This window comes from Myroides sp. LJL116, assembly GCF_054871685.1.
The window spans coordinates 173,862-198,386 of sequence record NZ_JBTXLR010000005.1 but is presented as its reverse complement, the minus strand read 5'-3'; the positions used below and the strand labels follow the sequence as shown (position 1 = coordinate 198,386).

Here is a 24,525-nt window from a genome sequence, read left to right as displayed (position 1 = left end):
ACCGGGCTCATTCCATTTAAATTAATACGTATTCGCTCGTTATTATAATATTTTATATACTGTTTTATTTCCTGTGTCAACTCCAGTATGGAGTTGTATTTCTTTAGATAAAATAGTTCTGATTTCAATACTCCAAAGAAATTTTCGATTATAGCATTATCTAGGCAGTTTCCTTTTCTAGACATACTTTGTTTAATATTATTATTCTTTAATTTATCTTGGTACCTCTGTAATCTATATTGCCATCCTTGATCGGAATGAAGTATAGTTTCTATGTTAGTTGCCTTGTCTTTTCTTCTTCTTTTAAAGGCTTTATTAAGCATATTAAGAATCTGGTGATAGTTTGGAGAAGTGGATAAATTATAACTAATTATCTCTCCATTAAATAAGTCTATTATTGGAGATAGGTATAACTTATTACCCTTAACATTAAACTCTGTAACATCAGTAGCCCATTTTTGATGAGGCTTTGTGGCATTAAAATCACGCTTTAGTATATTGTCTGCTGCTTTACCTACATCTCCTTTAAAGGACTTGTATTTCTTCACTCTAATTACGCTTTTATGACCTAATTGTTTCATTAGTTTAGCGACTGTTTTAAAGTTTACAGCTGTTTTAAGTTCTTTTCTAAGAAGCAGAGTAACTCTTCTGTAGCCATATAAACCTTTATGTTTATTGAAGATACGAGTTACATGCTTACCTAGTTCGGCATGTTTATCTAAGAAATCTATACTCTTGGTGTGATAATAATAAGTACTACGAGCTAGCCCAGCTAAGTGTAGTAAATACTCTAGTTTATGTATGCGCCTTAGCTCCGTAATTATTACGGCTTTTTCTTTTTGGCTTGCTTGCTTTGAGCCAAGGCTTCCAACTTTTTTAGATAATCATTTTCTGCGCGAAGATATTCATTCTCGATTTTCAACTTTTCTAAATCTGTCATTGAATCTTTTATCCCTGGAATATTACTTTTTTTAGTCATCTTGGTACTTGTTTTATCTTTTTTAAAATGTGCACCTCGATTATCTTCCAAGCCTTTAAATCCATCACTCTGAAATTTCTTAATCCACTGAAATAACACAGAAGGGTTTGAAATCCGATACTTTACGCAGGTGTCCATCAAAGATAATCCACTTTTTTGATAGTCTTGAATGATGCTTACTTTTTCTTCTATCGTAAAGCTTCTTTTGAAGATTCCCCGTAACCCTTGTTCTCCATAAGCTTCGTAAAGTCTGGTCCAAAATTGTAAGTTTAATTTCCTTATTTTTTCCTGCCTTGCTAGCCCTTTTATACTATTCTCCCCATTTGAAATTATAGTTACTAAACGCAACTTAAATTCATAATTATATATCTGTTTTTTACTCATAAAAAATGCCCCAAAAAGTGTCTAACTTTTTGGGGCATGTCTAATTTATAAATTAAAGGGTCTTTGTTGTAGTATTGTAGATAAGTACAGGCGTCTTAAGGTATTATTGTCTTATTTGTCTTTATTGGATTCCAAGGCAAAAAACATTTTTGAGTAGTTTTCAACTACCACCTTGGGGTGTTATTATATTTAAAATAGGGAGGTGGAATCCTTATTGTTTTTTGCCTATATACAAAAGGCATACAATAGGTTATACCACTATTTAGTTTTGTGTAAACATATGGCTTTAAATACAGGGATGAAACTGGTTTATTTTTGCGTAACTTGCTAAACAAATACCTTTAAAGTAGTAGGTTTGTAAGGTGCAGATTAACAAGAGTATAATCTAAAATACTTGGGTGGATTTAAAGCTTATAACCTCTATAATGAGGTATTAAAAGTCTAAAATTAAAGAAAGAATAATTAAAAATATACAGTAGCATGAAGGCAAAACAAGATTTCGAGTTTTCTACACAAAACAATGAGGTAGCAATTAATAAAAACGGTAAGATATTACTTTTAGATAAAAAGGCTGCCTTAGAGTTAGCTAATGGGATCAAACAATGTCTTTTAGAGGTTGATGGTCCAAAGATAAGTGTGGTTGTGGATAATCAAACCCTTAAATGTAGAGCTAAAAAAACAGCAGATAATGAAGTTGTTGTGCATATTAATTTAGGTAAATTTCACCTTTGTACTACCAGTTGTCCCAATGAATTAGTTAGCTTCCTAGAAGAATTTACTTCTAGTAGTTTTGAATCTGCTGATTTCTAAACTACACTTTATAATTTTTGTAGTTTATTTTTAAAAAAAGCTTTTCTTTTTGCGCTAATTTTCTTAAATTTAATACAGCGAATCTACAAAATATTACTTCTTATGAATAGGAGAGTGGTTTTCTTGTATGTCCTGGCTGTAGTAACAGGTCTTTTTATAATAGGATATAGTAGCGTGCTTTTTCAAGAGTACAATAAAAACCAAGGTTTAGTTTTCTCTAATTTCTATGGGATTATTGGTATGCTTTTTATATTAAGCGGAGTGATATATAGTATTTACGTAGAAAAACATAAAAATAAAGGTTAGTGTTAGGGAGTAAAGTAAATTTACTTGTCAGGTTTAAGCTTAAAAACACCCTGTTTTTAAGCTAAACTTTTTTAAAAAATCAAATTAATAAAGCTCCTTCTATAGGAGCTTTATTTGTTTTAGACTTTTGGTATAGAAAAGGTAAATTATCTTTCTAAAAATAGGGAAGTCTGCTTAATTGGAGTAATGTAAAAGTGTAAAATTATAGTCTTATAAATTTTAAAAATGAAATAAACAAGGCCTGCTGTTTAATTTAATTTAATATTTCAGGGTGTTTTTTGTTGGTATTGTCAAAATTACCTTTATTTTAGCACTTTGATTTAAGTTAAATTTACACATATGAAAATTGAGAAACTCCTACTTGCATTAGTATTGTTTTGTACCAATGTATTTGCTCAACAAAGTGAAAATACTAGTAAGGGACAAGTTTTACCCATTGGAGGGAATACTTGGCAAATTACAGGTGATGTAGTTGCCGATGAAATAATAAGCGATAATGGTCTGGTGAACTGGAAAGATTCCAAGGCTAGTTTCAAAACCTATTTTAGGAGTGGACATAAGGGAGATTTTCAACTTTGGCTAACAGCAAATAAGCCAAGCCATAGTAGTGTATTACAAATTAGTTTACTAGATAAAACAGTTGATGTTACCATTACACCAGAAAATTATCAAAATATTTATGTTGGTAAATGGTCTTTACCTAAGAGTGGTTATTTTGCAATTACAACTACAGCAAAAAGCAAACAAGCTGATGAATTTGCTAGTGTTAAAGAGTTTATTGTTGAAGGAGAATCGGTAGATACCGACGCTCACTGGGTTAGAAATAACAAGGACAATTACTTCTATTGGGGTAGAAGAGGACCATCGGTACATTTAAAATACAATATTCCTACACAGGAGCCTGTAGAATACTATTACAATGAGATAACTGTAGACAAAGGACAAGATATAGTAGGTTCTTATTATATGGCTAATGGTTTCACAGGTGGTTACTTTGGTATGCAGGTGAACTCTGATACAGAAAGACGTATTTTATTCTCGGTATGGAGTCCTTTTGTTACGGACAATCCACAGGATATTCCTTTAAGTGATCAGATTCTAGTGGATAGAAAAGGAGCTGAGGTGAGAACAGGTGAATTTGGTAACGAAGGCTCTGGAGGTCAAAGCTATATGGTCTTTGATTGGAAGCCAGATACTACCTATAAGTTCCTATTAAAAGGAACTCCGATAGAGGATAATTATACTCAATATACGGCTTGGTTCTTTGCTCCAGAAGTAGGGCAGTGGCAGTTAATAGCTAGCTTCAAACGTCCAAAGACTAACCAATACTTAACTGGATTCCATAGCTTCTTAGAAAACTTCTTAGTGGAAAAAGGTGATCAGTCCAGAGAGGTGAGTTTTTCTAATCAGTGGGTTAGGGATATTAAAGGAAATTGGATAGAAGTAACTAAGACAGACTTCACTTATGATAATACCGCAAAGATGGGGTATAGAATGGACTACCAAGGTGGAGAGAATCCAAAAGGTTTTTATTTGCGCAATGGTGGATTCTTCGATCAGTATACTCCTTATGGTACAAGCTTTACTAGAAAACCAAGTAAGCAAATGCCACAGGTAGATGTGGATCGTTTACCTTAAAAACAAAAAAAGGAAATAAATTTTTTTTATAGTTGAAATCCTTAGGTGGATTCTTTTTTATTTTTGTAGTTGAGTCTGTGAGATCTTAGATCTCACAGACTTTTTTATTGGAGGTATTCTTTGGGTTTAAATGCTTAATTTTGCAGGAATTTTAATTGTCCTTTTTAAAAGTATAGACCATGGATATTATTGCCTTTGAACAAGTTTTAACCAATAGAGTATTTAGAATACCCGATTATCAAAGAGGGTACTCTTGGACTAGGAAAGAGTTGGAAGAACTCTGGTTAGATCTTGCCAATACCCATCGAAAGGATAAGGATTTTCACTTTACAGGAATACTAACTGTAACGGATTTTAGTGATTTTGATTTTCAAAGTATACGAAAGGAAGGTTTTACCATTAGAAATGGGTTATTATGGGTAGGTGACCAATCTTTTACTGGTGTAAATATAGTGGACGGGCAGCAGAGGCTTACCACGATTTTAATTCTTTTGTCTCAATTGATTCTAGCTCTAGAACCGGGAGATTATAAAGAGAAGCTCATCCAAAAATATTTAAAAATACATACAAAGGACAATAACTATTATATTTTTGGCTACCATGTGGATGTGCCATCTCATAATTACTTAATAAGGGAGATTTTTGATGATAAGGATTATAATAAAGAGGAAGTAGAAACCCTTTATACCCATAATTTATCTGGGGCAAAAAAATATTTTTTAGACCAAATTAGTGGATTTGGGCAAGGGGAGATTGTATTTTGGATTGAAAAGATAACCAAACAATTACTTTTTTCCATTTTAAATCTTAGTGAATCCGCAGCTGGTAAAATCGATGTATCCATGGTATTTGAAACCCTTAATTTTAGAGGGAAACAGCTCTCTAGTTTGGAGCGTTTAAAAAACAGGGTGCTCTATATATTATCCAAGCACTTAGACGCTAGTGCTAGGGTACAAAGAAGTCGTAAAAAAGTAAATCAGGCTTGGTTAGAAGTTTATAAATGGTTGGGAAGACATCCAGAACAGCCCTTAGATGATGATGCTTTCTTAAAGGCATTTTGGCTATTGTATTTCTCTAAAAGCACGATGGTTTCTACCGATTTTAAAACCTACCAGAAAAGATTATTTAGCTTTGATTTTCAATTGGATACTTCCTATGATACCCAAGGGGAAGATCACATTGAGTACCAGGCTTTAATACAGTGGCTAGAGGCTATGCAAAAGGCGGTGGTATTATGGTATTTTATTAATAATCCGTTTTGGGTAGATGACGATCAAGAATTTGGATTTATATATACCTATAAAATACAATGCTCTTTGGAGCGATTAAATAACTTCCCAAAGGGGTATGGTAAATATGTATTGAATTTAATATTGGGAATCTTAATGAGTGACCTTCCTAAGAAGGATCACAGTTTAAGCCCTATAGAACTAAAACAAACCCTTGAGTCCATAGAGCAATTACTATGGGCTTTAGAAAGACATAATGTGATGTGCTTTTTATTGCAAGGAAACAATTCTAACTTAAACTTAGAAGATACTTTTAGGGATATTAATTTCTATTACCATAGAAGAAGAGCCCATAGCAATGAATACCTTCTAGATGTTCTTTTAACAAGTAGAGTGGATCATTTTCGCTATCGCGATGTAATTAAGCATATTCAAAAAGGCTCTCGTTTTATGTCCTGGGCTGGGCTAGAATATTTTTTAAAGACCATAGAAGCCAATATGGGTGGGTTTATGGGTAATGGTGAGCCTAAAGTACACCTTATCTATCCCAAAGAGGAATACTATGAGCAAAGAGCCACTTATAAGGATTTAAATAGTATGCAAAAGGCCAATAGAGACCGTTACTGCTTTAGTTTAGGAAATATGGTACTATCCTATCATAAGTATCAAGGCAGTAGCTTTGAACAAATACAAGCTAGGATTAGAAAAGCCATTAAAAATAAACAAAGGGTATCTAAGATGGAGCTAGAATTATTAGAATATACCACTTGGGATAAGCAAGCCATCGAGCAAAGAGGTAAGCAAATGCTGGTTGATTTTATTAGTCTTTGGCAATTGCCTTATATCCAAGAAACGGAAATAAAGCGTTTGCTGTTAGACGAAATTTAAAAAGGTTAGCAGTTAGTTTATTTTGGCATGAAAGCTTTTTGTATTTACAGAGTAAATATAAGGAAGCTTGCTATTTTTAAACAAGGCTTGTTTTAATGTTGGGATTTATTTTTAATAGGTCTTTTACAAAGCTTTGGGTATCTTTTGGAGAAATAACAATAGGGTTAAAACCACCGTAGTTAATAGCTATTCTATCCAATGAAGCAGCTGGTGCGGCAAGTACACTTTTTGTTTTCTTTATGGAAGTAATCTGTGATATATCAATTTGCATGCTTAAAAAAGGAATGCCATAATAGATTTTTAAAGTGTTATTATCAATAACGTAGCGGATATTGTATATCAGTAGAGCAAGCAAGCAACAAACAAATAAAGCAAGAAGTAAAGGAGGCAAGCTTGCCTTTATATTTTTAGTTGAAAATTGCATTATCGGTGTTATACATGTGGTTATTCCAACAAGGATAAAAAGCCAATACGTTACTTTAGTTTTATATTGTTTTGTCATAATACGGTACTTTAAAATAGGGATAGGAATAAGGTTTTTAAAAGAGGAGAATTATACCTTTTAAAAGGGCAATTCTCCTATTGTATTTTAAGTGCTTATTTTTTTGGCGCGTTATCTAAGAAAAGTTGTTTCACTTTTTGTTTATCATAAGATTTTCCATCCTCTAATTCTCCTGAAGTAATTACTGCTACTTCTTGGCTATCAGGAGTGATAACAAAGAAAAATGGATACCCTAAAGATTGAGATCCTGGTGCATATTTATCAAATACCTCTTTATTTTTATTCTTAGGAGAATAGTTTAGGTGATAATAAAGATAGTTTTCATCTACAATAGATTTTAGCTCTGGATCTTTTTGTACAAAGTCATTAAAACGTAAACACCAAATACACCAGTTCCCACCTGCTTGAACAAAAATATTTTTGTTTTGCTCTTTAGCAAGAACAAGTAACTCATTTATTTTTTGCTGTGCATCCTCTGTTTCATTATAAGGCTTGCTTAGACCCTCTCTTTCTTGTTTGGCCTTTTCTTGTGCAATTCTTTTTTGTTCTAACTCCTCTGGGCTAAGCTCATTATCTTTAACAATCTCTATTGGAGTATCTTGCTCTTTTTGTGTTGCTTGGTCCTTGCAACTTGTTAATGCTCCAAATAAAGCTACAAGACAAATGCTTAAAGTTATTTTTTTCATACGGTTATATTTTAGGTGCTTTTACTCGTTAATTGACAAGCAAAATACTAAAAATTTCCTTGGGTTTATAGATAATTTTACCCTTATTGGTGTTAATTACTACTTCCTTGTAAAAAAGCAAAGGTAATAGCAGTTTTTAGATGCTTTTATCACAGGATTAGCCTAGGGACTAAAACAACAAAAGCAATCTCACTAAAATAAAGAATATTAGTAAGACTGCTTTTGTGTTAAACAGTGAATAGTATTTTATCTAGAATTAACTCATCTGATCTACAGCGTGTAAATTAGGTTGTAATTGAGATAAAATAGGATGATTTCCCGCCTTTGTAAACCATTTGCCATATAAAGCAGAAAGCTCGTAAGAACTATCTGTGATTATACGTTGGTTCCATGTTTGTGCTGCTTGAAGATATTGATTCGAATCAATGTCTAAAACTGCTAGGATGTCAGTTAAATCACAGCCATTAGTCATTTTTAAAGTAATGGCAGCGTAATCTTGTAAAGATATACGGTTGATCGGTTGTAAAAGTGGATTGTTCATCATTTTCTTTTTCTTTTTTTTTCTTGTTTTTCTTTTTCTAATGCTAGACTATCATAGCTATTTAGTACAAGCATATTTAGCAATACTTTTTCATTTTGCTTTCACAAAAATATGTAAATATTCTATAATTATGCAAATTTTACTGGTGTTTTTTATCTATGAATTACATTAAAACTCTCTAAATAGCTAAATTTATGATTTTATGATATTTATCATGTTTTTTAAGTAAATCTAATTTTCTTCTTTATTTAAGTTTCTTAATCCTTGTTTTACTTGTCGTAATCTATTGTTTTTTAGCATTATACCCTTTATGTGGGTAGTCAGCTAGGAAAAGGAATTATTTTAAAAATAAAAAGGTAATTTACCCTTGAAAGTAGTTTATAGAATATTTTATTTGGTGAACTAGGGGTTTTCTTTAGATAAGCAAAAAAAAATATTTTTTTCTTCGATCAAAGTTTTTAACGATTGTTATCTGAATTAGATAAAAAAAACTCACTTTAGGTAAAAATACTAGGAGTATTTCCTTCTTGGATTTTTCACAATAGTCTTTTTTAGGGTATTTTAATAAGAGAAATTCTTCTTGAAATACGCCTTATGGATTTTTCTGATAGATTTTAGATAGATAAAGCTGTGTTTTTTAGATCAGCTTTGATTGGAGATTTGTAGTAAACAAGCCCAGTTGTCCCTTATAATCTTCTGCTTTTTTGGTTAAATAGTCTTCTATGACTAAAGCCTTTTCTAAGATATTTATGTAAGAAAAGGAGGGGAGTTTAGTTTAATTTTAGAATTTATTTTAATTTTTCTGGTAGATATATTCTAAAATAATAAAGCTTATAAGAAAGAATGTATATATTTAGGCTATTGTTATGTTAATCCAACCAACAATTAAGAAATATAGAAAAATTATACTATGAAAAAATGTTTATTGGCTTTATCGGCCATTTTATTGAGTGGTAATCTATGGGCACAATCCCATAAGTTACTTTTTAAGACTGACTATGGTAATTTCAAAGTGGTATTATACGATGCTACTCCAAAGCACCAAGAGTTAATTTTACAGGCCATCGAGCAAGATCAATATAAAGATGCATTGTTTAATCGCGTAATTGAAAACTTTGTAGTTCAAGGTGGAGAGCACGATATAGATATTGCTGAAAGAGAAAAGTATTTAAGAGAAGATCAAAAAAGACGTTTACCTGGTGAGTTCGATACAGAGCACCTATACCATAAGGTGGGAGTCTTAGGAGCAGGTAGGGATAATAATCCAGATAAGGCATCTTTTTTAAATCAAATTTACTTTATTGTAGGTGGCCCAGTTACCATGCAAGATTTAAATGAATTAGAAAGTAAAAGAAACTGGAAGTATACTCCAGAGCAAAAAATGGATTATCTTCACAATGGAGGGACACCTCGTTTGGATGGGGATTATACCGTTATTGGTGAGGTATATGAAGGCTTAGACGTACTAATGGCTATTAGTAAGGCAAAGACAGATCCTAAGGATTTTCCATTAGAGAAAGTAAATTTTGAAATAGAAACTATTCAATAATATACTGTTTGAAAATACTATAATAAACCCCGAGTCGCTTTAATGAAGCACTCGGGTTTTTTTATATTCCTACTTGTGTATACCATAGATATATAATGCCTATAATGGCAATAATACTAAAGGTTATAGAGATGTAATTACGGTTTTTAATAGGTCGCATATGACTAAGCTTTGATGGTATAAAAAGTAAAAATACACAATTGTTACTTAATTGTGTAACAAAAAGGATAATGAGCCTATTTATAAAGGTATAAAGTTACCAAGTAAAATGCCGTTTTATACCCCCTTTAAAAGGGGGTAATTTCCGTAGTAGCTAATATAGCAATGTACTTTGATTGGCTATAAATAGCGAAGTTTTTGAATTAGTAAATGCTATTTACTAGCGCAGTGTAGGTGTGAAAATGCTTAATTTTAATAGTTGTATTTTACAATACATGGTATATATGTTAAAAATTTTGCTTAATTTTAGAATAAGAAAAATTTTACACCTATGAACAACGACAACCCAGATTATGCGAAAGTTTTAAGTGATGCTTTCACTATAAAGCCTGTAGATCATCAACCAGATGCTAGTAAAACAAGACCTGTTAACTCTGTCGAGAAATTTATGCCATGGGCAGATGAGTTAGGTAATTACCAAAGAAATAAAGGAATTGGTAATAAGAATATCAAAGACAGTAAAATCTATATTATTGGTTCTGGTATAGCTGGATTAGCGGCAGCTTATTATTTTATAAGAGATGGAAAGGCTACCCCGGAGAATATTGTTTTTTTAGAACAACTCAAAGTAGAGGGAGGTTCCTTAGATGGAGCAGGAAATGCTACCGAGGGCTACCTTTGTAGAGGTGGGCGAGAAATGGACATGACATACGAAAATGTATGGGATATGTTCCAAGATATTCCAGCCTTAGAGTTACCTGAGCCTTATAGTGTATTGGATGAGTACCGTTTAATTAACGATAACGATAAAAACTATTCTGTATCTCGTTTAATTCACCAAAAGGGATTAGTCAGAGACTTTGATGCTTTTGGGTTAAGTAAAAAAGACCAGTATGCCTTAGTTAAGGTTCTTTTGAAAAAGAAAGAAGATTTAGACGATATTACCATTGAGCAATATTTTAGTGAGAGTTTCTTAGCTAGTAATTTCTGGCTGTTTTGGAGAACTATGTTTGCCTTTCAAAACTGGCATAGTTTACTAGAGTTTAAGCTTTATATGCACCGTTTTTTACACGATATCGATGGATTACACGATTTATCTGCTTTAGTGTTTCCAAAGTATAACCAACACGACACTTTTGTAAAACCTTTAGGTGGATTTCTTTCTAAAAAAGGAGTCAAAATCGACTTTGGTGTTTTAGTAGAAGATTTAGATATTGATCAAAGTGGTGGACAAAAAGTTGTAAAGGGGATCCATATTGTAAAAGATGGTCAAAAACAGTGTATTAACGTTGGAGAGGATGACTATGTGATTGTAACTACAGGTTCTATGACAGAGGATACCTTCTATGGAAATAATACCACTGCTCCAGTTGTAAGTATTGATAATAGTACAAGTGGAAAGAGTCCAGGGTGGCAGTTATGGAAAAACTTAGCCCAAAAATCCGTAGATTTTGGTAATCCTGCAAAGTTCTGTAGTAATATTGATAAGAGTGGATGGGAGTCTGCAACACTAACATGTAGAGAGTCTGCTTTAGTGGAGAAATTAAGAGCCCATTCTACCAATGATCCTTTTTCTGGAAAAACAGTAACTGGAGGAATTATTACCATTACAGATTCCAATTGGCTAATGAGCTTTACTTGTAATAGACAACCTCACTTCCCTGATCAACCAAAAGATGTTCTAGTTCTATGGGTATATTCTCTTTTTATGGACAAAGAAGGTAATTATGTTAAGAAATGTATGCCTGAATGTACAGGAGATGAAATCTTAGCAGAGTTATGTTACCATTTAGGTATTGAAGACAAATTGCAAAATGTAATTGACAATACTATTGTACGTACTTCTTATATGCCATATATTACTTCTATGTTTATGCCTAGAGCTAAAGGGGATCGTCCGGCTATTGTACCTAATGGTTGTACTAACTTAGGTTTAGTGGGGCAATTCGTAGAAACTAATAACGATGTAGTATTTACCATGGAGAGTTCAGTGCGTACTGCTAGAGTAGCGGTTTACTCTCTTTTAAACTTAAATAAGCAAGTTCCGGATGTAGCTCCATTCCAATACGACATACGACAACTTTTAAAAGCAGTAAAGGCTTTAAATGACGGAAATAGTTTTGTAGGAGAAGGTTTGTTAAAACGCTTATTGAAAAACACCTACTACGAACATGTTCTTCCAATTGATAAGAAAGAAAAACCAGAGCAAGGTGGTGCTTGTATGGTTAAAGAACCAGAGACTTTCTTACAAGAACAAGTACAAAGAGTAAAAGAATGGTTTAAACATATGTAAAGCACATCTTTAAATACATTTGAATTAATAATAAAAAAGCAAGGGACCTTTCTATTTTATAGAAAGCTCTTGCTTTTTTTATGGTCTAAGGGCAATACAGTATAGAAAACACTTATCTTTATATGCAATGCCACTACAAGAATCCTTTTAGGATAAGAGGAAGGTTAGGGCTAATTTTTAAAAATTGTTTATTAATATAAAGCTATCGCATATGTCAAACATAGATTTAATTATAGAGGAAAGAGCCGCTAGTATAGGTAATTTCTTAGTGGGTAGATTATTGCCTTTCCGTCAAAAGAGAATGGTTGGGCCATTTGCTTTTATAGACCATATGGGACCAATTGCCTTAAAGGACCATGATAATTTAGATGTAGATCCTCATCCCCATATTGGATTGAGTACTTTGACTTATCTTTTTGAGGGAGAGTTAGAACACAAAGATAGTATAGGTAGCGTGCAAAGGATTACCCCAGGGGCGGTAAACTTTATGACAGCTGGCCATGGTGTTGTGCACTCGGAAAGAATCCCTACAGATTTTAGAGAAAACAATCCAGATGGAGTATTGCACGGTTTACAAATATGGATTGCCTTACCTAAGGAATTAGAGAAAATTGAACCTAGCTTTATACATACAGATAAAGAGCAACTTCTCTCTTGGACACAGGACGATGCTACTTTTACTCTAATAGCAGGGGAAGCTTTGGGGAAAAAAGCATCCATACCAATGCATAGCAAACTTTATTTTATAGAAATTAAAAGTGAAAAGGGGGCTAAAGTAGATATTGGAAAGGGGCTTTATGGAGAATCAGGCTTGTATATCTTACAAGGGTCTATTATAAGTGAGGGACAAAGCTTTGGAGAAAAGAATCTTTTAATAGCAAAGGATGCGCACTTATGTAGTTTTGAGATTACTCCTGGAAGTATTGTTTATGTCTTCGGAGGAGAACCCCTAGAAGAACAAAGACATTTACTATGGAATTTTGTAGCAAGTGAGCCTAGGGATCTTCAAGATGCTAAAGAAGCTTGGGTAGAACAAGACCATAGTATTTTCCCTCTAATACCAACCGATAAGGATACTTATGTGCCTTTTCCAGAGCCTTTAAAAGGATTTAAACCTAAACAGTAAATATTAATCAAAACACCACTATATACTATGTTAGCACATGTTATCGCTCAATCTAAAAAAGAGGATTATCTTACCCAAATTACAGCTGGAAATAATCAGATTTATGCTGATGAACCTCTAGCTTTAGGAGGACAAGACAAAGGGTTTAACCCCTATGAATTATTGTGTAGTGCTTTGGCAAGTTGCTCGATAATTACTCTAAATATGTATGCCAAGCACAAAGGCTGGGAGGTAGGGGAAATCTCCTGTGAGGTTACTTTGCAAAAACAGGAAGATTCCGATAAGGTTACTTTTTTAAGACAAGTTCACTTTGAAAATAAAACCTTGGAAGAGAAACAGTACCAAAGATTACTTGCTGTGGTTCAAAAATGTCCTGTACATAAAGTGTTAAGCGGAGAAATTCACATTATTACATCCTTGGATCAATAAGGATGTCTTTTTAATAACAATCCCCCTATTTGTTTTAAATCAAATAGGGGGATTGTTTTTATTATAAGATAGATTTTCTTAATTCTGCTGCAGATTTGCTAGAAAGGTAACCTAAAGGAATATCAAAAACGCTACGCGCCCCAACTTGTCCTTCTTTAGCTAACTTTCCAACTGCTCTTGTAAAGGCAACTAAAACACTAGCAGTAAACTCTGGATTACTCTCTAAGCTTAAACTAAACTCCATTCTGTGTTTATTTCCACTTGCTGTTTCTCCAGAAGTAATTACCATTCCACCATGTGGCATTTTATTGTGGTCCTTGTTCATTTGCTCTTCCGTAATAAAATGTACGGTAGTTTGATAATCTGCAAAATAGTTAGGCATTTCTTTAATAGTCTTCTCAATAAGAGCTTGGTCAGCATCACTATGTGCTACTACGTAGCAAACTCTTTGGTGACGTTGGGCTGCAGTAAGAGCTGGATTATCTCCGTTTCTAACTTGCTGTATAGCTTCTTCTTTAGGGATAGTGTATTGTACTCCCATTTTTACGCCTTCTACTCTACGTATAGCATCCGAGTGTCCTTGGCTTAATCCTTCTCCCCAAAAAGTATATTCTTGGCTTACAGGCAAAATACTTTGTCCTAACAAACGCGCCATAGAAAATAGTCCTGGATCCCAACCTGTGGAGATTAAACTAAGGGTATTGCTTTCACGTGCAATTTTATCTACTTGCTCAAAATATTCAGGGATTTTAGCGTGCGTATCAAAACTATCTACAGTGTTAAACATAGAAGCAATATGACTTACTTGTTGTGGTAAATCATTAGCAGATCCTCCACAAAGAACCATTACATCTACTTTACCTTTATAACTTTCAATGTCCTGTAAAGCTATTACTGTAGCTTTTGAATCTATATCTTGTGGTTTTCTTCTAGTGAAAATTCCCACTAAAGTCATATCTGGGTTTTGAGTAATAGCCATCTCAACTCCCTTACCTAAATTACCATATCCTACGATACCTACTCTAAGGATTTGTTTAGTTGTATTTTGCATGAATTGTGTTTTAAAAAGAAATATTATAGTTCAACCTATTTCACCTATGGTATATTGTTGATTTGCTAAATTACTTAAAAGATTTTTAACTCTGTCGTTTATAGGGCAGCTTTCTGCTGTTTTTTTAAAGCTTTGCAATACCTAGAAGTTAAGCGCATAGAAAAGTATTTTCTTTTTGTCTAGCGTTCTTAAACTAGGTTAAGTGGTTCTTAGGGTAAAGTAGCTACATTTGTAAAAGAAAAATAAGGATATAATCTTATGATTATTAAGTTATTAATAAATAAAAAATCATATTACTATTCATAAAGGCAAAAAGTGCAATGGTAAGATAGTATCCTTTTTTTTATAACAATTAAAAACAAATACTATGAGCGAAAAATTTATTTGGGCTTTTGACCCCACCCATTCTCAGGTTACTTTTAGAGTAAAACACTTAGTTTTTACAACCATTATAGGTAGATTCAATTCTTTCAATGTTGAAATGCAAAATGAATCACAAGATTTTACTCAAGCAAAATTAGCTTTTTCGGCGGAGGTTTCCTCTGTGGATACTAGCAATAAGGATAGAGATAATCATTTACAGTCAGCAGATTTCTTCAATGCTGTAGAGTATCCTACTATTCGTTTTGTTTCTAGATCTATTGAGAAAGTGGATAATGAAAACTATAAAGTAGTAGGGGACTTAACCATTTTAGGTAAGACAATCTCTACAGTATTTACAGCTCAAGCAAGCCCAATTATGATAGATCCATGGGGAAATCAAAAGGTGGGTATTTCTTTAACTAGTAAAGTAAATAGAAATGATTTTGGTTTAAGTTTTAATGCCACTTTAGAAAAAGGTGGAGTTTTAATTGGCCAAGATGTTGTTTTAGATGCAGAGGTGCAATTTGTTGGTACTCCAGCATAAATGTTTTTTTTATAAAAGTTAATTCCAAAGCCTTTTTGATGTTTTATTCAAAGAGGCTTTTTTTTAACCTAAGCTAGATAGCAAGCATAAGATTACCAGGAAAACTAAAACTTTAAAAAGTAGGGGTTTCAAGATAAATATGGAATGCATAAGGGAGGATGAGGTTAAGGAAAGTAATTATAAGTTTAAATAACCTAGAAGGGAAGCTCTTCTTTTAAGTTTCTTTTATTTAGGAAGAGATTAAACGAAGTTGGGCAGTATCCTTTTAGATACTGCCCAACTTTTATGTATTAAACTTTTTTACGAAAAGATAGTGATGTTAAAAACACATCCTCCATTTACTTTACCAAATGTTATTTTCTTCAATAGAGTATTACGCCCCATGGTAGATTTTCTTAATTACTTCGATATCTAAATTAGTAATTTGCATGATCTGTTCTATGGTGTGTCGTTGATTTTTAAGATAACCAATAAAACGACGATCCTTCTCTGCTAATGCATGATCCTTTTCAGCTAATGCATTATCCATTTCAGCTAAAGCGATTTTGTTTTCTTCTACCTCTTTCTTTAAACGCTCTTGAGTAGCTTGGGTACTCCTAGCATCTAATCTTCTTTTTAAACTGATTTCATACTGATTCATCTCTTCTGGATTTAAATTAGCTACTCTTCCTATATCAAAGATACGTCCAAAAACTCGCTTATCCAAAAATTTAGGAATGCTATCTAGCTCACTCATATGCTTTAACAAATAAAACCAGCTATCCATATGCCCAACTATTTCTTCTTCTTTTTTATTAAAATTAGGAAGTACTAAAAATTTATAACCTAGTTTAGCATAGATGATTTCTTTGCTTTTTAAATCACAAATAGCTGTGTCTACAAAGTATTCGTTTGTAGGTAAATCGGGTAAAGTGAATTCTAGAAGTCCAATAAAGAAAACAGGAGGTAATTGATACTTATTTCCTGTAGGGCCTTTTTCAATGAGGTTGTTAATTAAACGGGAAGTGTAAAAAATACTGCGATCTATAAAGAAATCCTGACTAACTTGTTGCATTTCAATTATAAAATGCTCCCCATTGCTTCCTGTGCAATAAAGATCAAAAAACGTACTTCTTTGCTCTTTGGTGTCTCCATTGAGTTCAGTAGGTTGATAATGTAAATCAACAATTACTCTTTCTCCTTGAAAAAGACCATTTAAAAAGAGTATTAGAATATCTTTATTTTCCTCCTTGCCGAAATAGTGTTTAAAACTTCAGTCACTACCAAAGCCTATAAACGTTCCTAAATTGTTTTTTTTCTTTGCCATAATTATTCGTTTTAAAGGTTGATAGTAAAGTTAGCGAAACAAACGCCTTGAAACAAATAAATATTGCTATAATTTATAGCAATATTTATTTAAAATACTTATAGTTAGGTCTTTATCATTTTTATTACTATTTAGAATAGTTTGTATTATTCCTATATAGTTTCTTACTGTTTAAGTATACTGCCTTCTTTATAGCTAAGGTTATATTTTTTTAATGTGTCTTTTCAACATAAGTTAAGAGTCCTCCAGTATAGTACGTAAAGGGGGGATAAAGATATTTAGTGTATTAATTAACAAGCTCATGAAAAAAATAGCTCGGTGAGGTTAAGTTAGTAAATTGGTATACTACTACTTAATTCCAATAATTCACATTTAATTTAAACTCAGGTAAATGTTTAAAAATAAGCGCTAACTGTAACAACAGAAAAGGCTAGAAAAAAGTGAAAGTATCCTTGATACTAATTATATAAGCCTAGGTAATGCATTTCAATCATCCTCAAGAAGATAAAGTATACATACAAAAGTGGCTTAGAGGTAATTTGTCTAGGTCTTTGTGCAGGAGTTGCTTGGAGTAAATATAAATGTGGACAAATTTAAACGAAATGTAATGAGTCGTTATTTAACACAAGGGGATATTTATACATTGATTTTGTATATAAGCTTAAACTTGCTGGAGTGAAAGACTATTTTGAAAGAATAATTTAGCTTTCACTTGAGATTAAATAGGTTAATCTAGTCTTTCCATCTTGCAAAATATCTGTAGCGATTAATTGCATACCGTTTTTAATACATATTCTAGCCGAACCTATATTTGTATCATACATTCTACAAATGATTTTTTTGGCTGAGGTAGTAGAGAAAACTTTTTTAATAAGTTGTTGTAATAATAGAGATCCTAAACCTTTGTTGTGGTAAGGGTAATCGATTATATAACCTAACTCAAGAGTATCTTCCATATGTGGGTAGGTATAGATACCTGCTTGTCCTACACAGTTGCCTTGTTTGTTTTTTAGTACATAAAGAGTTTTATCCTGATTAGGGCTAAAGCTTTGCTTTATTTGCTCTAGAGTTAATTTGCCTAAGTCTTGAGGTATGTATTTAGTATTTTTAGGTTCTTGAAAAATTCTATACAAGTCCTTAAAATCTGTTTCATTTGGGGTAGATAGTTGTAAATTTTCCATAAAGATCAAATTTGGCTAGTATATTATATTACATTTGTATGTTTTTATTTATTTATAAGAACTTATACTTGGTTTATCCCTAGTATAAAGGTAAATATAAGTAATTAATAGCAGAGGAATTTACTTATTAAAGAGGAAAAAGAAGATAGAAAACTAACCCCATATGAGATATAGTACAGTCATTTTAGTTCTTGCAAGTACCATTACTTTACTATCATGCCAGAAAAGGTCTATTGACCCATCGAATCAAAACTCGAGTGATTACTTATTGGAACGAATTTCCAAAGAAGTAGGTCAAGATAGAAAAGTGGGAAATCTTCGTTTGTTTTCTAAAGATATTTTGAAGAATGAGCTAGGGGGATTTTGTGTGTCTTATACTACTGAAAACCAACGTTCCAATCATTTTTATAAAGTGAGAAAAGGGGAGTTTACTGCCCAAGAAATTGAAGTCTACAAACGCATTGATCCCTTTTTCATTCAAGATTCTATATCGAGTAAGTCCATTGGAGAGTTTCCTATAAATCAAATACCTTATAATGTAGAAACTGCAAAGAACATTTTAGGAGAAACCTATAGTTTAGTGAGTTTATATCGCTATGATTTTGTAGTAGATGCCGATGGGCAGATTAGACAGGAATTTATCTTAAATGCTAAAGAAAACGCCACTACTAAAACTATCCTAGAAAATGCAAGTTCTTTTGCTTACAAAAGTTTTCATTTTATTGTGACTAAGGAGGGAGAAATAGTGCTAGCAGGCCTTTAAAAAAGTTAGTTGTTTTCTATATAGATTAACTATAGTATACCCAAAGCGACATGCACTTTAAAGGGGAGTAACTTATTTTAATCGAATTCAATACTAGTGGTTGCTTTATTGTTCTTTATTACTACTTTATTAACTCTACCCATAAGGTAAATACTCAGTAAAGAAGCCACAGCAACTACATATCCTACAATATTATAATTCATCAAAGGACTATCCACTGTTTCTTGGTATACTAATGCTCCGGCTAATGCAGATGCAATTCCACCTGAAATAGATTGCAAAGAAGAGTTGATACTCATATATGCACCTCTATCTTTACTTCTAGGAACAGCACTAGTTAAAGCAGAAGAAGGTACCATTCTACTCATTATACCAATCATCATTAAGATATTTACTGCAACTACTGCGTAAAATGGGATCATATATAAGTTTGTATACACCACACATACAATAAGTAGCCAAATCGATGCTACACTAAAGAGATAGTATTTATTTACTCTATCGGTCAATTTTCCAACAAATGGCATTAATAACAAAGATGTTACCCCTGAAATCATAAATAGAAGAGGTAATTGTTCTGGAGAAACCCCAAGGTTATTCACTCCAAAAACAGTTCCGAAAGGCATCATCATAAAACCACCAATAGACAACACAGCAGTTGATAAAAATCCAACTCTATAGTCTTTATCTTTAAGGGTATGCCATAAATGTCCAAGTACATTTTTGTTGTTTTTTAACTTTAGGTGTTCCCTAACTGGTTGAAGTTTCCAGCCTATGAAAATGGCAATAAAAATCGATAGTATAACAATCATGAAAAATGGGGCTTCCCATTGCCAAATGTTTGCAATATATAATCCAATAGGAATCCCAAGAACTTGACTAGCACCAAATCCCATTTGCACAAACCCCATTACTCTTCCCCTTTGGGATAAAGTAAAAATATCAGTTATAATAGCCATTGATATAGATCCGATAACTCCACCAAAAAGACCTGTAAAGATTCTAGCTGCAAGTAGAGTTACATAAGTGTTTGCCAAGGCACAGAATAAAGTTCCTAAAATAAAACCACAATAGAAAAACAATAGGAGTTTCTTTCTATCGAAACGGTCAGCAAAACCAGCGGTCAGTAATCCAGATGCTCCCGCACTAAATGCATAGGCCGATACTGCTAAACCAAAGTCTTGGGTACTCAGCCCTGGCATGGTTTTTAAAAGTAAGTCTCCAAGGGGAGCCATTACCATAAAATCCAAGATTACCGTGAATTGAGTGATAGCTAAGATAAAAATGACGAATTTCTGGTAGCCTGTAAAGCTAGTAGTACTATTTTGTGACATAAAAGAAATGTTCTTACTCTGGTTGTTTGACTTTTGCTGTAAAAAATAAATAAAAATGCTTGGTTTTATCCTTTTGATATAAAGAAAAGACTCGGCCAAAGTGCCTGCAAAAATAGGCAAAACTATTCGATATTCATCCATTGGAATCACATTAGATAAAAAATGGATTCCACCTATTTTTACACCTATTTAAATGATTATCATCTAAGTAGGCTTTTTCTAGGTAGATATCAATGCTAACCTTTGTTTTACAATAAAATATAAAGCCGTTATTTTAGTATAAATTAGCCAAAATTCAGGTTATTTTAAGTAAATTTATACACAAATATAAACCATAGCTTTTATAGTTAAAACATTTGACACCATGTTAGATAAATCCAAGCAAATTTCTAGTACTGTTTTATGGCAGCTTATCTTTTTAGGGGTAATTATTTTTATATTTATTCTTTTAGGTTGGCACTTATCTGTTTTTATACCTGGTGCTTTAGGAGCTATTTGTTTATTTGTATTATTACTTCGACCATTCGTTTGGTTAACGGAGGTTAAGAATCTAAATAGAATAGGGAGTATCATTCTGCTGTTTTTAATGAGTATTGTCTTTATCATTGGCCCCTTATTCTTACTTATTAATACAGTTAGTAGGAAGATATTAATCTTGGTGGATAATAAAGAGAAGATAAAAGAGAGTGTAGATCAGCTTATTGCTATTTTAAATCAACGCTATGGAGTAGATTTATTCAATCAAGCTAATCTTGGTAAACTTGTTGGTGTAAGCGGAAAAGCAGCTGAATCTATTTTAAATGCTTCTGTAAATAGCGTAATGCAAATAGGTATAGCGTATTTATTATTGTTCTTTATTTTCTTGCAGTATAAAGAACTACAAGCCTGGATATATAGAGTGGTTCCTTTTAAAAGAGATAATTTACAAAGCCTTGGCGATGAGATGAAAAAGCTAGTTATCTCAAATGCTGTTGGAGTTCCATTAACTGCTTTTTTACAAGCATGTATTGCCTATGTAGGGTATTTAATATTTGGGGTTCCAGATGCTTTTATGCTTTATATTATGACTATTTTCGCTGCAATGTTACCTGTTGTAGGCTCATCACTTATTTACCTTCCTGTTTGTGCCTTTTTATTTATAACCGATCAAAAAGGTAATGCTTTAGGTCTTTTAATTTACTGTGTATTAATTGTAGGGTCTGCCGATAATTTAATTCGTTTTCTACTGCAAAAGAAAATGGCCAATGTTCACCCTTTAGTTACTATTTTCGGGGTGATTATAGGATTGAATTTATTTGGATTTATAGGAATCATCTTTGGACCTATCCTTATATCCCTATTTATTTGGTTAGTAAAACTTTATAATTTAGAGTTTGGCAAAAACCCTAGTGCTCTAGATCCAAGTCTAGCGCCACCCTCAAATACTACAGAGGCTAATCAAGCTTCAAATTAATCTATTTTACCCTAAATGCTTTTATAGAAATAGATCTTATGGTATAGCTTCCACTTACTTTATAAATAGTGGGAAACTTATGTTTTTATAAGTGGATTATTATAACTTAATGTTTGGAGTTTTTGCAATAAGCAAAAGGACAAGATTGTATTAATTTAGGCAAAAACGACTTTAGTTTACTTATCGACTTATAGGTGTATAATATGTACAATATATCCTTATGAACTAAATCTAATAGGGCAAGCAGCTTTATTTATCGTCTTTAGTCTAAGACTTACTAAAAATGGACTATTTGTTAGCTATATCTATGAAAGAATGGAGAAACCAAGTTGGATTGGTATCTATCAGATAGACATAACCTATTTAGTAATTGTTTTTCTTTTTATATATAGGCCCCAGTTAATTTGCCAATTGTCTTGGATGGCTTTTATTTGTAAAAGGAAATATTACTTTGGAAGGGAAATTAAATTTCAAGTTTTCTTTGCTTGTCAGTGAATCTTCTCTGGAGAATTCTTTAAGTCGATTTTTAAGTTACTAATACAATAATTGTTTTTATTCTTTTCTATTGCTAAAGGCATTTTTATAAAATGGAAGAAGATAAATTCTTTAAAAAAGGTATTTATCGAACGAACTCTACCTTAATATGGTAGAGTATGCCATTTTGCCTCTAAATATAGTATTTTGACCATTTCCTAAATTTCGCATATTTGAAAAATATTTTTTTTCACGGGCAAATATGCGATTCTCCTGAAAATACGCGAAATTTTCACGTTAAATGTGTAATTGTTTAATAATAAACAACTTAAGGTTTTGCTTCTTATAAAAGAGGCTTGAATGGCCAAAACAAGCCTTTAAATGTACTTTTATCCCTTTAGGGCAAAAATTTGAGCACGAGAATTTACATTTAGTTTAATATAAATGTTTCCAATGTGGTATTTTGCTGTACTTAGGGTTATACTTAATTTTTCAGATATCTTTTTATTGGTATACCCTTCCCAAATAAGGTGTAAAACGTCCAATTCTCTTTCGGTAAGTTTATAATGCGTCTTTAGGTAATCTTCTAATTCGCTAGTGTTCTCCTTCAAGACGGAAAGATCAAGCGCATTCTCACTTTGCTGTTTTTTCTCTTCTACAAGTAGTTTATGGTAGTTTCTAATTAGGGATACATACTGAGAAATAAGCACTTTATTGGTTTTATTAATAGTATTAATCTTTACTAAAGCTAAGTAGTTGATAAACATATTAAATAGGAGTAGTACTACAGAAAAGCCTTTTAAGGCAATTATAGTCTCTTTGTAATTTACTTTGCTCACTAAAGGATCTAAGTCAGTAAAACTTAGTGTGTAAAGGAAAATTAAATTGATTAAAAGCAGTATATAAATAGAGTCTCTACGTCTTCTTTTAAGTAAAAACTGCATTAAGACCTGAGTTACTATTACCAGTAAAGTAACAATTATATATAAGAATAGAGGTAAACGATCGTGTATAATAGAATGATAAGCCAGAGTAGCTAAACCCAATAGAGTTGTAAGGCTAAATAGCTTAAACTGTTGTAAATAAACAAATTTTTGTATTGCAAACGTATAGAAATAACTCGCTAAATAAACCAAGTAGACTACCAGAGAAATTAATAGGAAGTTTTCAAAATAGGGTAGGGTAAAATAGGTTTCAGGGTCCATTGTATACTTTGCCACATCAGCAAAAAAGAACATTAATAGCAGTAAGGCTTGAAATACTAAGAATATACCCCACTTGCTAGTCTTATACATCATATACATACTAGAGGTAGCAAATATTGCTATAAAGAGTACTCCATAGAATAACCCCGATACAAAATCGTATATATTACTTTGTTGTACAGTAGAAGATATAAACTCATGTCCCTCTAATTCAAGGGGAATATAAGCATTTAAGCTATACCTATTAGGGGTAAAACTAACGGTTTCGCTTACTTTATCACTGAAATTAGTCAAGGGTTTTGCGCTAGTATTTTCAATACAAGCTAGATACCCTGTAGCTATAACTAGAAGTAGTAAGATAGGTTTTAAATAGGTATATATGGATTTATATGAATTCATTGCTACGTAATTTTAAATTTGTACATACGATTATTCACTCAGTCTTCGGTTATAATACCTGTGAGCGGAGTGATTATAAGAACTATATCTAAAATAATCTATCCTGTTTTTCAATGGTATAGGTAAATAAAAGAGTTAGTGTATGTAAATACACTGTTACCATTTCTTTAGAAATACAAGGATAGTCGATCCGATAAGAGGCAGTTTAAAGTGCTAAAGTTTTAAAGTTAAGCCTTGTAAAATGCTCCAATGGATATAGCAAATGCCGATAGACATCACCAGAAGTCATCCAGTTTATAAGTGAGTGGCTTATAATGTACTGGTTTTTAGTTTGTTGAGTTTTTTGAGTCATTTTTATTGTTGTTTTGCTCATGCAAGGTAAGTAATATTTAGTATATCTAACAGACAAAAAGGTACTTTATATGATTATTATTCTTTTATTTCTTGTTTTTTGTAAGATTATCTAAGGGATTCAAGGTAAGTAGTTGCGTTTTGTGTAAGTAGGCACTATAAAACTAGGTACTATTATTTACATTTTAAATGACCAAAGGGGCTAAATGAGATAGTTTATCCTAATGTTTTAGTAAAATTCTAATTTATAAATGTTAATTTATAGTTATAGCCTTGTTTGGAAATGTTAATGAAAATTACAGATCTTAAAAGTAGTTTTCTTAGGTTATAGTTTTGGAAAAACATTACCTATTTATTATTTTTTAGTAGTTGTTAATACCTTGTCTAAGGCTTGTGTTCATTGGCCTTAAGCTCTTTTTAGGTGGGTGATTTCTCTATGTTGTTTTAAGAATTTATCAAAATGTAATCAAAAAAAGGCCTGTTTTTTCTGTGTCGTTTTACCATAAATACTGTTTTTCCGTATGGGATTTTATAATAAATAGTGGATGTATTGCGAACTTTTTCATTATTACTTTTAATGGG

Annotated in this window: 19 protein-coding genes and 1 pseudogene; 10 read left to right on the top strand and 10 right to left on the bottom strand. The window is 32.3% G+C overall.

Features of this window, described 5'->3' with window-relative positions:
• On the bottom strand, positions 1-821 hold an 821-nt coding region (locus ACYSNM_RS06405; RefSeq protein ID WP_461756136.1), incomplete at its 3' end, for an IS3 family transposase.
• Positions 822-823: 2 nt separating this feature from the next.
• On the bottom strand, positions 824-1,363 hold the full coding sequence (locus ACYSNM_RS06400) for a transposase (RefSeq protein WP_461756132.1): 540 nt from the start codon (positions 1,361-1,363) through the stop codon (positions 824-826).
• Between the two features lie 480 nt (positions 1,364-1,843).
• Here ACYSNM_RS06400 and ACYSNM_RS06395 point away from each other — a divergent pair, with 480 nt between their 5' ends.
• From ACYSNM_RS06395 to ACYSNM_RS06385, 3 genes are all read left to right on the top strand, one after another.
• Positions 1,844-2,173: a hypothetical protein gene (locus ACYSNM_RS06395; RefSeq protein WP_461756131.1), complete on the top strand. Its 330-nt coding sequence runs from the start codon at positions 1,844-1,846 to the stop codon at positions 2,171-2,173.
• A 645-nt stretch (positions 2,174-2,818) separates the two neighbouring features.
• On the top strand, positions 2,819-4,117 hold the full coding sequence (locus tag ACYSNM_RS06390; RefSeq protein ID WP_461756130.1) for a DUF3472 domain-containing protein: 1,299 nt from the start codon (positions 2,819-2,821) through the stop codon (positions 4,115-4,117).
• Between the two features lie 179 nt (positions 4,118-4,296).
• Positions 4,297-6,234, top strand: a complete 1,938-nt coding sequence (locus ACYSNM_RS06385; protein ID WP_461756129.1) for a DUF262 domain-containing protein — start codon at positions 4,297-4,299, stop codon at positions 6,232-6,234.
• Between the two features lie 76 nt (positions 6,235-6,310).
• Here ACYSNM_RS06385 and ACYSNM_RS06380 read toward each other — a convergent pair whose 3' ends face one another.
• The 3 genes from ACYSNM_RS06380 to ACYSNM_RS06370 form a co-directional block, all read right to left on the bottom strand.
• Entirely contained in the window at positions 6,311-6,736 is a 426-nt protein-coding gene (locus tag ACYSNM_RS06380) for a PH domain-containing protein (protein WP_461756128.1), read from the bottom strand.
• Positions 6,737-6,831: 95 nt separating this feature from the next.
• The gene (locus tag ACYSNM_RS06375; RefSeq protein WP_461756127.1) at positions 6,832-7,422 is read right to left on the bottom strand and encodes a thioredoxin family protein; all 591 of its coding nucleotides are present in this window, start codon (positions 7,420-7,422) and stop codon (positions 6,832-6,834) included.
• A 256-nt stretch (positions 7,423-7,678) separates the two neighbouring features.
• Positions 7,679-7,966, bottom strand: coding sequence for a hypothetical protein (locus ACYSNM_RS06370; protein ID WP_461756126.1), 288 nt, complete (start codon positions 7,964-7,966; stop codon positions 7,679-7,681).
• Positions 7,967-8,873: 907 nt separating this feature from the next.
• On the opposite strand from ACYSNM_RS06370, the gene ACYSNM_RS06365 reads away from it, so the two are divergent.
• The 4 genes from ACYSNM_RS06365 to ACYSNM_RS06350 all read left to right on the top strand — a co-directional run bounded on the left by ACYSNM_RS06365 (position 8,874) and on the right by ACYSNM_RS06350 (position 13,519).
• Positions 8,874-9,512, top strand: coding sequence for a peptidylprolyl isomerase (locus ACYSNM_RS06365; protein ID WP_461756125.1), 639 nt, complete (start codon positions 8,874-8,876; stop codon positions 9,510-9,512).
• 490 nt (positions 9,513-10,002) lie between these two features.
• Positions 10,003-11,964 (top strand): oleate hydratase, encoded by a 1,962-nt coding sequence (locus ACYSNM_RS06360; protein ID WP_461756124.1) that lies wholly within the window; start codon positions 10,003-10,005, stop codon positions 11,962-11,964.
• A gap of 211 nt (positions 11,965-12,175) precedes the next feature.
• Positions 12,176-13,090: a pirin family protein gene (locus tag ACYSNM_RS06355; RefSeq protein WP_461756123.1), complete on the top strand. Its 915-nt coding sequence runs from the start codon at positions 12,176-12,178 to the stop codon at positions 13,088-13,090.
• A 27-nt stretch (positions 13,091-13,117) separates the two neighbouring features.
• Positions 13,118-13,519 carry an OsmC family protein gene (locus tag ACYSNM_RS06350; RefSeq protein ID WP_461756122.1) on the top strand — a complete coding sequence of 134 codons (402 nt, stop codon included), beginning with the start codon at positions 13,118-13,120 and terminating at the stop codon, positions 13,517-13,519.
• 61 nt (positions 13,520-13,580) lie between these two features.
• Here ACYSNM_RS06350 and ACYSNM_RS06345 read toward each other — a convergent pair whose 3' ends face one another.
• Positions 13,581-14,570, bottom strand: coding sequence for a diaminopimelate dehydrogenase (locus ACYSNM_RS06345; protein WP_461756121.1), 990 nt, complete (start codon positions 14,568-14,570; stop codon positions 13,581-13,583).
• 367 nt (positions 14,571-14,937) lie between these two features.
• On the opposite strand from ACYSNM_RS06345, the gene ACYSNM_RS06340 reads away from it, so the two are divergent.
• Positions 14,938-15,477, top strand: coding sequence for a YceI family protein (locus tag ACYSNM_RS06340; RefSeq protein ID WP_461756120.1), 540 nt, complete (start codon positions 14,938-14,940; stop codon positions 15,475-15,477).
• A 373-nt stretch (positions 15,478-15,850) separates the two neighbouring features.
• Here the strand turns inward: ACYSNM_RS06340 and ACYSNM_RS06335 are convergent.
• Positions 15,851-16,714, bottom strand: a pseudogene (locus tag ACYSNM_RS06335) (Rpn family recombination-promoting nuclease/putative transposase); the annotation flags it as partial.
• A gap of 770 nt (positions 16,715-17,484) precedes the next feature.
• Positions 17,485-17,964, bottom strand: a complete 480-nt coding sequence (locus ACYSNM_RS06330; RefSeq protein ID WP_461756119.1) for a GNAT family N-acetyltransferase — start codon at positions 17,962-17,964, stop codon at positions 17,485-17,487.
• A gap of 163 nt (positions 17,965-18,127) precedes the next feature.
• On the opposite strand from ACYSNM_RS06330, the gene ACYSNM_RS06325 reads away from it, so the two are divergent.
• Positions 18,128-18,727, top strand: coding sequence for a hypothetical protein (locus ACYSNM_RS06325; protein ID WP_461756118.1), 600 nt, complete (start codon positions 18,128-18,130; stop codon positions 18,725-18,727).
• A gap of 77 nt (positions 18,728-18,804) precedes the next feature.
• On the opposite strand, the gene ACYSNM_RS06320 is transcribed toward ACYSNM_RS06325, so the two are convergent.
• Positions 18,805-20,061: an MFS transporter gene (locus tag ACYSNM_RS06320; RefSeq protein ID WP_461756117.1), complete on the bottom strand. Its 1,257-nt coding sequence runs from the start codon at positions 20,059-20,061 to the stop codon at positions 18,805-18,807.
• 364 nt (positions 20,062-20,425) lie between these two features.
• Between ACYSNM_RS06320 and ACYSNM_RS06315 the strand changes: the two genes are divergently transcribed.
• On the top strand, positions 20,426-21,514 hold the full coding sequence (locus tag ACYSNM_RS06315) for an AI-2E family transporter (RefSeq protein WP_461756116.1): 1,089 nt from the start codon (positions 20,426-20,428) through the stop codon (positions 21,512-21,514).
• An 863-nt stretch (positions 21,515-22,377) separates the two neighbouring features.
• Here ACYSNM_RS06315 and ACYSNM_RS06310 read toward each other — a convergent pair.
• A complete protein-coding gene (locus tag ACYSNM_RS06310; protein ID WP_461756115.1) occupies positions 22,378-23,592 on the bottom strand; it encodes a LuxR C-terminal-related transcriptional regulator in 1,215 nt (404 codons plus the stop codon).
• Between the last annotated feature and the right edge of the window lie 933 nt (positions 23,593-24,525).

Excerpts from the sequence above, each read along its gene's own strand:
- ACYSNM_RS06400 (WP_461756132.1), bottom strand. The coding sequence starts at position 1,363 with ATGAGTAAAAAACAGATATATAATTATGAATTTAAGTTGCGTTTAGTA.
- ACYSNM_RS06395 (WP_461756131.1), top strand. The coding sequence starts at position 1,844 with ATGAAGGCAAAACAAGATTTCGAGTTTTCTACACAAAACAATGAGGTA.
- ACYSNM_RS06390 (WP_461756130.1), top strand. The coding sequence starts at position 2,819 with ATGAAAATTGAGAAACTCCTACTTGCATTAGTATTGTTTTGTACCAAT.
- ACYSNM_RS06385 (WP_461756129.1), top strand. The coding sequence starts at position 4,297 with ATGGATATTATTGCCTTTGAACAAGTTTTAACCAATAGAGTATTTAGA.
- ACYSNM_RS06380 (WP_461756128.1), bottom strand. The coding sequence starts at position 6,736 with ATGACAAAACAATATAAAACTAAAGTAACGTATTGGCTTTTTATCCTT.
- ACYSNM_RS06375 (WP_461756127.1), bottom strand. The coding sequence starts at position 7,422 with ATGAAAAAAATAACTTTAAGCATTTGTCTTGTAGCTTTATTTGGAGCA.
- ACYSNM_RS06370 (WP_461756126.1), bottom strand. The coding sequence starts at position 7,966 with ATGATGAACAATCCACTTTTACAACCGATCAACCGTATATCTTTACAA.
- ACYSNM_RS06365 (WP_461756125.1), top strand. The coding sequence starts at position 8,874 with ATGAAAAAATGTTTATTGGCTTTATCGGCCATTTTATTGAGTGGTAAT.
- ACYSNM_RS06360 (WP_461756124.1), top strand. The coding sequence starts at position 10,003 with ATGAACAACGACAACCCAGATTATGCGAAAGTTTTAAGTGATGCTTTC.
- ACYSNM_RS06355 (WP_461756123.1), top strand. The coding sequence starts at position 12,176 with ATGTCAAACATAGATTTAATTATAGAGGAAAGAGCCGCTAGTATAGGT.
- ACYSNM_RS06350 (WP_461756122.1), top strand. The coding sequence starts at position 13,118 with ATGTTAGCACATGTTATCGCTCAATCTAAAAAAGAGGATTATCTTACC.
- ACYSNM_RS06345 (WP_461756121.1), bottom strand. The coding sequence starts at position 14,570 with ATGCAAAATACAACTAAACAAATCCTTAGAGTAGGTATCGTAGGATAT.
- ACYSNM_RS06340 (WP_461756120.1), top strand. The coding sequence starts at position 14,938 with ATGAGCGAAAAATTTATTTGGGCTTTTGACCCCACCCATTCTCAGGTT.
- ACYSNM_RS06330 (WP_461756119.1), bottom strand. The coding sequence starts at position 17,964 with ATGGAAAATTTACAACTATCTACCCCAAATGAAACAGATTTTAAGGAC.
- ACYSNM_RS06325 (WP_461756118.1), top strand. The coding sequence starts at position 18,128 with ATGAGATATAGTACAGTCATTTTAGTTCTTGCAAGTACCATTACTTTA.
- ACYSNM_RS06320 (WP_461756117.1), bottom strand. The coding sequence starts at position 20,061 with ATGTCACAAAATAGTACTACTAGCTTTACAGGCTACCAGAAATTCGTC.
- ACYSNM_RS06315 (WP_461756116.1), top strand. The coding sequence starts at position 20,426 with ATGTTAGATAAATCCAAGCAAATTTCTAGTACTGTTTTATGGCAGCTT.
- ACYSNM_RS06310 (WP_461756115.1), bottom strand. The coding sequence starts at position 23,592 with ATGAATTCATATAAATCCATATATACCTATTTAAAACCTATCTTACTA.